This is a genomic window from Acidobacteriota bacterium (assembly GCA_040754075.1).
Lineage (GTDB): Bacteria > Acidobacteriota > Blastocatellia > UBA7656 > UBA7656 > JBFMDH01.
This window is the reverse complement of sequence record JBFMDH010000023.1, coordinates 116,939-123,533: the sequence shown is the minus strand read 5'-3', so window position 1 is coordinate 123,533 and position 6,595 is coordinate 116,939. Positions and strand designations below refer to the sequence as shown.

At 49.6% G+C, this 6,595-nt stretch carries 7 protein-coding genes; 4 read left to right on the top strand and 3 right to left on the bottom strand.

Features of this window, described 5'->3' with window-relative positions; all coding sequences use genetic code 11:
• Positions 1-140 precede the first annotated feature (140 nt).
• From AB1757_22005 to AB1757_21995, 3 genes are read right to left on the bottom strand one after another with little or no spacing between them, the layout of a single operon-like run.
• Positions 141-2,393, bottom strand: coding sequence for an FdhF/YdeP family oxidoreductase (locus AB1757_22005; GenBank protein MEW6129729.1), 2,253 nt, complete (start codon positions 2,391-2,393; stop codon positions 141-143).
• A gap of 57 nt (positions 2,394-2,450) precedes the next feature.
• Positions 2,451-2,891, bottom strand: coding sequence for a type II toxin-antitoxin system VapC family toxin (locus AB1757_22000; protein ID MEW6129728.1), 441 nt, complete (start codon positions 2,889-2,891; stop codon positions 2,451-2,453).
• Positions 2,892-2,897: 6 nt separating this feature from the next.
• Positions 2,898-3,125: a hypothetical protein gene (locus AB1757_21995; GenBank protein ID MEW6129727.1), complete on the bottom strand. Its 228-nt coding sequence runs from the start codon at positions 3,123-3,125 to the stop codon at positions 2,898-2,900.
• A gap of 131 nt (positions 3,126-3,256) precedes the next feature.
• On the opposite strand from AB1757_21995, the gene AB1757_21990 reads away from it, so the two are divergent.
• From AB1757_21990 to proS, 4 genes are read left to right on the top strand one after another with little or no spacing between them, the layout of a single operon-like run.
• A complete protein-coding gene (locus AB1757_21990) occupies positions 3,257-3,823 on the top strand; it encodes an aminodeoxychorismate/anthranilate synthase component II (protein ID MEW6129726.1) in 567 nt (188 codons plus the stop codon).
• Positions 3,824-3,833: 10 nt separating this feature from the next.
• A complete protein-coding gene (locus tag AB1757_21985; protein MEW6129725.1) occupies positions 3,834-4,259 on the top strand; it encodes a PaaI family thioesterase in 426 nt (141 codons plus the stop codon).
• 32 nt (positions 4,260-4,291) lie between these two features.
• Positions 4,292-5,116: an indole-3-glycerol phosphate synthase TrpC gene (gene trpC / locus AB1757_21980; protein MEW6129724.1), complete on the top strand. Its 825-nt coding sequence runs from the start codon at positions 4,292-4,294 to the stop codon at positions 5,114-5,116.
• A 19-nt stretch (positions 5,117-5,135) separates the two neighbouring features.
• Complete coding sequence (proS, locus tag AB1757_21975; GenBank protein MEW6129723.1) at positions 5,136-6,575, top strand: proline--tRNA ligase; 1,440 nt, start codon at positions 5,136-5,138, stop codon at positions 6,573-6,575.
• The last annotated feature ends 20 nt before the right edge of the window (positions 6,576-6,595 follow it).

The following is a 6,595-nucleotide window of genomic DNA, read 5'->3' as shown; positions in this document are numbered from 1 at the left end:
AACAGTTTCTGGAGATGATTATTTCAAAGTTAGCTCTGGAGCCAAGTTTGATAAAAAATCATCCTGAATACGATTCGTTACGAAATTATGCGGTTATTGCCGCTTAGTTTTGTCCGAACCATTGATTCATGACTTCTCCATTAATCTGTTGTCGATTCAGCGCGTGAAATTTCAACCCAGGTATTGTAATCGGGAATACCGCATTCCGGGTCGGTGATGCCACGTTCCAGTAAAACATTTCCTTCGGGCCAATGCACCTGCACATTGCCTTTTGCGATTGGCGCAATCCGGCAACGCCCGCGCAACTTGCCTGCACGACTGCGCAGAATAATTTCATCATCATCATTAATCATCAATCGTTCAGCGTCCTCGCGACTGATTAACACATCACCGCGATGCGCGCCATTGAGCGGGTCACGGTCTTTATGCACGATGCTGTTGAATTGTTTGCCGCGTCGCGTCGAAAGTTTCAATTTGTCATTTAGCGATTCGCTTTCAATGGTGATGGCATAAAAATTCCCTTTGCCATTTTCGGTCTTAAAATGCGGAATTGAATGTCCGTTGGCGTCAACGGTTTCGCAAAGTCGTTCACCGCCCCATTGCACCATATCGCCTTTTTGCTTGAGATGCTGAATCCCATCATAAGCGGGAACCGCGCGGGCAATGTCTTCGCGAATCGCTTGCGCGTCTTTGAAATGAATCAAGCGCGCCAACCCCGGCTTCGCTTTTTCGGCAACGAGCATTGGAATTTCCCATTCCGGTTTTGCTTCACCGATGCGACGTCCGTTGATTTCGGGACTGAAATAAATTCGTCGCTCGGTTGAAGTTTCCGTGCCGCCGCCGCGCTGTTCATAACGGGTTTCGGCAGGCAACAAGACCACCGTATCGGCAGGCTCAACCAGCATCTGGGGTGACAGGACAATATCCTGATGCACGCGAAACGGCATTTTTTGAACCGCTTCGCGCACATAATCCGGGTCAGGTAAGGTTTCCAGAAAATTGCCGCCGATTTGATAGAAGCAATCGATTTCTCCGCGATGCGCCGCGTCAATCATCTCAACGCAATTCATCCCTTTCCACGCGGGGGCTTCAAACCCCCAAAGCTCAGAAAACTTTTTCGCTCCCGCTTCATCAACCGCGACACTGCCGGGAAACAGATTGGGAACCGCGCCGACCTCTGCGCCGCCCTGCACACCGGAATGCCCGCGAATCGGAACCAGTCCGCAATGGGCGCGACCGATGAAGCCGCGAGCCAGGGCAAGGTTGGCAATGGCGCGGACATTGACGACGCCGTTGCGATGTTGGGTGATGCCCATTGACCAGACAAAAATTGCGGATTTGGCTTCGCCTAACATGCGCGCAAATCGGAGCATCGCTTCGCGTGTGGTGCCCGATGATTGTTCGAGCAGTTCCCAGGAACTGGCTCCCAGAGCCGTTTTCAGGTCATCGAAGCCTGATGTGTATTGCTTGATGAATTGGTTATCCGTCCAATCATTATCAATCAGATGTTTCAACACGCCCGCAATAAACGCCTGATCGCCGCCCGTGTGAACCTGAAAAAATTCGTCGGCGATTTTGGTTCCGAATAGCGCGCTTTCGGGAACCGATGGCACCCAGTAATGTTCAAGCCCCGGCTCGCGATACGGATTGATGACTACGACGCGCGTGCCTTGTTGTTTGGCATAGTAAATATATTTCGTGGTGACCGGTTGATTGTTCGGCGTATTGCTGCCGAAAAAAATCAACAGGTCGGTGCCGAGCCAATCTTTATATGAACAGGTCGAAGCGCCTACGCCTACAGATTTTTTGAGCGCCACAGTCGAAGGCGCATGACAGATGCGCGATGAATTATCGACGTTATTACTTCCTAAAAAGCGCGCGACTTTTTGTGCCGCGTAATAAGTTTCATTCGTCAGCCCTCGCGAGGTCAGGTACATCGCAAAGCGACGCGGGTCTGTGGTTTGAATTCGTGAAGCAATCGTGTTCGTCGCTTCATCCCAACTGATGCGCGTGAAACCGGCGTCGCCGCGACGGCGAATCATGGGATAGGGAAGGCGACCGAGTTCGCGCAACTCTTTGGCAGTCATTTTGGCAAGTCGTTCGGGGTCGGAAAAATGTTTTACATCAAGCGCCGGCATGGTGTTCAACCGCATGAGGTCGAGCCTGACCATGCAAAGATGTACGCCGTCAAGCGTGTAATCTCTGATGCCGGTCGTGCCAAGCGCACAGCCATCGCAAACTCCCTGAGTTAAAATGCGCCACGCAAACGGCAATTCATCGCGATTGCGCCAGATGACTTTTGCCATTTCGAGATAGTGATTGGGTTTGGTATACCCGATGCCATTGGGCGACAGGCTCACCCAATTGTCGTTATCGAGAATTTTTTTCGACATATAGTTTATGCGGAGTTCAATAATGAGCTTAAGTAGAAATAAATTCTTTAAGCGAATCTAAAAAGTTTCCCAGTCAAATTGGCGAAACTCTGAAAGTAGCGCGTAATCATTGGGGTTTCGTGTAATAATCGTAATGCCATTGTTGGCTCCTGACATGGCAATCAACGCATCATTAGTAAGCCGCGCCCTACCGATTAAATCGAAACCGTATTTCAAGCCAACCTGACAAAGAATTTGTCCCGCGAGAATCCAATCATTTCTTGATGGAACTAACAATCGCCCCACTTTAACAAAATCCCTTTCCATCTGGGCAAAAGCTTTTCTCGCTCTGGCGTCTACCGCGCCTGCATAAAGTTCTTCGAGAACCACCACGCTGAGCCATAAGGGTCGAGTTCGCTTATCGTTTGCGCGGGCTGCGCGCCTTAGCGAAAGAATGGCGCGCTCTCCTTGTCGCAAAGCATGAATATAAACCGATGTATCGAATAGAATTCCCGACATGGTTTATCAACTGTCCAGCCGTCCAAATACGTCCTTTACTTCAATATTACTTTTTAAGAGGCGTTCGGTAGCCAGCCACGCTCGACGATTCTTTTCACGTTCAGCAATGACTTCATCCAAAGCGCGTTCAATCGTTTCGACTTCATTGCTGGTTCCAAGCAATTTTTGCGCGCGTCTTAATTTTTTCTCACTTAAAATATAGGTTTTTTTATTACCTTTGGCAGGTGTTGCCATATCTATTCCCTCCGTATTGAGAAATCATAATTGAAATTTATTGGACAAGCCAATGCGACAACTTTCACAATCTTATGTGCGGAAATCCGGGTCTGCTTTTCTTACTCATTTGCTATGCTACAATACGCGGGATGATTTTAGTAATAGATAACTACGATTCGTTTACCTATAATCTGGTGCAATATCTCGGTGAAATGGGACAGGACGTTCAGGTGTATCGCAACGATGAAATCACCCTGCAACAAATCGCCCAACTGAAACCCGACAAAATGGTGATTTCGCCGGGACCGGGAACGCCCGATAGCGCGGGCATCACCCTGTCTTTAATTAAAGAGTTCGCCGGTAAAATTCCGATTCTTGGCGTCTGTCTTGGGCATCAATCCATCGGACAGGTGTTTGGCGGCAAAGTCATTCGCGCGCCTTACTTGATGCACGGAAAAATTTCGGAAATCTGTCACGATAACCAAACGATTTTTCGCGGCTTGCCTTATCGCTTCAAAGCCACGCGCTATCATTCGTTGATTGTTGATAAAGACAGCGTGCCCGATTGTCTGGAAGTTTCAGCAACCACGCCTGACGGAATTGTAATGGGACTGCGCCACAAAAAATTCCCTGTCGAAGGGGTGCAGTTTCATCCCGAATCGATTATGACCGATCACGGCAAACGCCTGCTTGAAAATTTTGTCAAAGCGAAATGAGGAACGATGAATGTTGAAGATGACCGCGCCCGAAATTGAAGATTTCATCGCTACCCATTTTGCCGGGGATAGAGCGAAACTCGCCTTTAAAGTCGAACACGCCGAAGAGATGTTCGCGCAAACCCGTTTGCATTTTAAACCGAAATTTTTGCGGCACGGCGGAGTGATTGCCGGGCCTACCCTGATGATGCTTGCCGACACAACGATGTTCGTAGTCATCTTAGCGATGATTGGACCCGAAACCAGCACCTTTACGACCAATTTGAATATCAATTTTTTGCGAACCACACCCGCAAAAGACGTGATAGCCAAAGCGCGATTACTCAAATTGGGGAAACGTCTGGCGGTTGGCGATGTCACGATGTTTTCGGATGGCGAAGCCGAACCTGTCGCCCATGCGACCGTGACTTATTCGATTCCACCAAAGCGCAAATAAACGCGACGCTAAAATCAAAATTCTTTTTTGCAATGACAGCAGACCCGAAAAAATTTAAAGGCATTCTTTCGGCAGGCGGCATCCTTGACCGCATCGTCGCGAAACGCCTTGAACGCCTTGAACAGGCGAAACCGCGCACCTCGTTTAGCGAATTGGTTGACGCCTGCGCGAAAGCTGAAATCACCCATCGTTCATTCAGTGACGCCATCTCTCGACCAGACCAAACCAATATCATTGCCGAAGTCAAACACCGTTCGCCGTCAAAAGGGGTGATTCGCGAAAATTTCAATCACCTGGAGATTGCCAGAGAATACGCGGCGGCGGGCGCGGCGGCGATGAGCGTGCTGACGGAAGAAGATTTCTTCGCCGGGTCGTTGAATTATTTGCAGGAAATCCATGCACAAACCGATGTGCCGCTGCTCAGGAAAGATTTCATCATTGATGAATATCAAATCTATGAAGCCTGTCTTTCTGGCGCGAGCGCCATCTTGCTCATCACCGCGATACTTGATGATGAGTTGCTTGCGGCTTTTATTAAACGCGCCGCCGAACTCAACCTCGATGCCTTAGTCGAAGTCCACACCGAAAACGAAATGCGCCGCGCCATTCAAGCAGATGCAAAAATCATTGGTGTCAATAACCGCGACCTGACGACCTTTAATGTTGATTTAGAAACTTCGATTCGCCTCGCCGCGCTCGCACCGACGAATGCGGCACTGGTGAGCGAAAGCGGCATCACCACCCGCGAAGATATTCAAAAATTAAAAGCCGCAGGCTACGATGCTTTTTTAATCGGTGAACATTTCATGCGGCAGAAAGATATTGGGAATTCATTAAAAGCCTTATTTGATGATTAAATAGATTTGAGGAGAGCAAATGTCCGATCAGAAATTGCCTTCACGCCGTGAAGATTTTGCCGAGTGGTATAACCAACTGGTACTGAGAGCCGAACTTGCAGATTACGCGCCGGTTCGCGGTTGTATGATTGTGCGCCCTTATGGCTGGGCGCTCTGGGAAAATATTCAACAGGCGCTTGATAAACGCTTCAAAGCCACAGGGCACGTCAATGCCGCGTTCCCTTTATTCATTCCGAAAAGCTTCATCGAAAAAGAAGCCTCGCACGTCGAAGGCTTTTCGCCGGAACTCGCGGTCGTCACCATCGGCGGCGGCAAAACCTTGGAAGAACCTCTAGTCGTTCGCCCGACTTCGGAAACCATCATCGGACATTCGTTTGCCAAATGGATTCAATCCTACAGAGATTTGCCGTTGCTCATCAATCAGTGGAACAGCGTGGTGCGTTGGGAACTGCGCACCAAACTCTTTTTGCGCACGCTGGAATTTTACTGGCAGGAAGGGCACACGGCGCATGCGACCCTGGAGGAAGCTGAATTTGAAACCCGCCAGATGCTCGATGTCTATACGGACTTTGCGGTAAACGAAGCGGCGATTCCGGTGATACCCGGTCGCAAATCTGATTCCGAACGTTTTGCGGGAGCCGACCGCACCTATTCGATTGAAGCGATGATGGGCGACGGCAAAGCTCTGCAAGCGGGAACCTCGCACAATCTCGGACAGAATTTCGCCAAAGCGTTTGAGATAAAATACCTTGATAATAAAGGCGAATTGCAACATTGCTGGACGACTTCGTGGGGACTTTCGACGCGCTTCATCGGCGCAATCATTATGGTGCATGGCGACGATAAAGGTTTGGTGTTGCCGCCGCGAGTTGCGCCTTTTCAAGTCGTCATTGTGCCGATTTACAAAACCGATGAAGAGAAAACTACGGTGATGGAGTTGGCGCGAAAAGTTTTCGCGGAACTTGTAGACGCCGAGGTTCGCGTGAAAATGGATGAACGCGAAGGCATGACGCCGGGATTCAAATTCAATGATTGGGAGATGCGCGGCGTGCCGCTGCGCATAGAGATTGGTCCGAAAGACGTGGCGAATAACACCGTCGTTTTGGCGCGGCGCGATAAGATCGGCAAAGAAGGGAAATCGTTTGTCAGTCGAGACGGCTTAACCGCAAGCGTCAAAGAGATGCTCGTCACCATTCAAAAAGCCTTGTTTGATAAGGCGCTCGCCTTTCGTGAAGCGAACACCGAGCAGCCGAAAGATTATGAAGCGTTCAAGGCAGCAATTGAAAAAGGTTTTGCGCTTTGTCACTGGTGCGGCGACGCCGAATGTGAAGCGAAAATCAAAGAAGAGACCAAAGCGACGACGCGCTGCATTCCTTTGGAGCAAGAGCCGGGTGCAGGCGTTTGCATTCGTTGCGGCAAGCCTGCAAATGAGCAAACGATTTTCGCGAAGGCATATTAGCGAACCATTCATCCAACAAG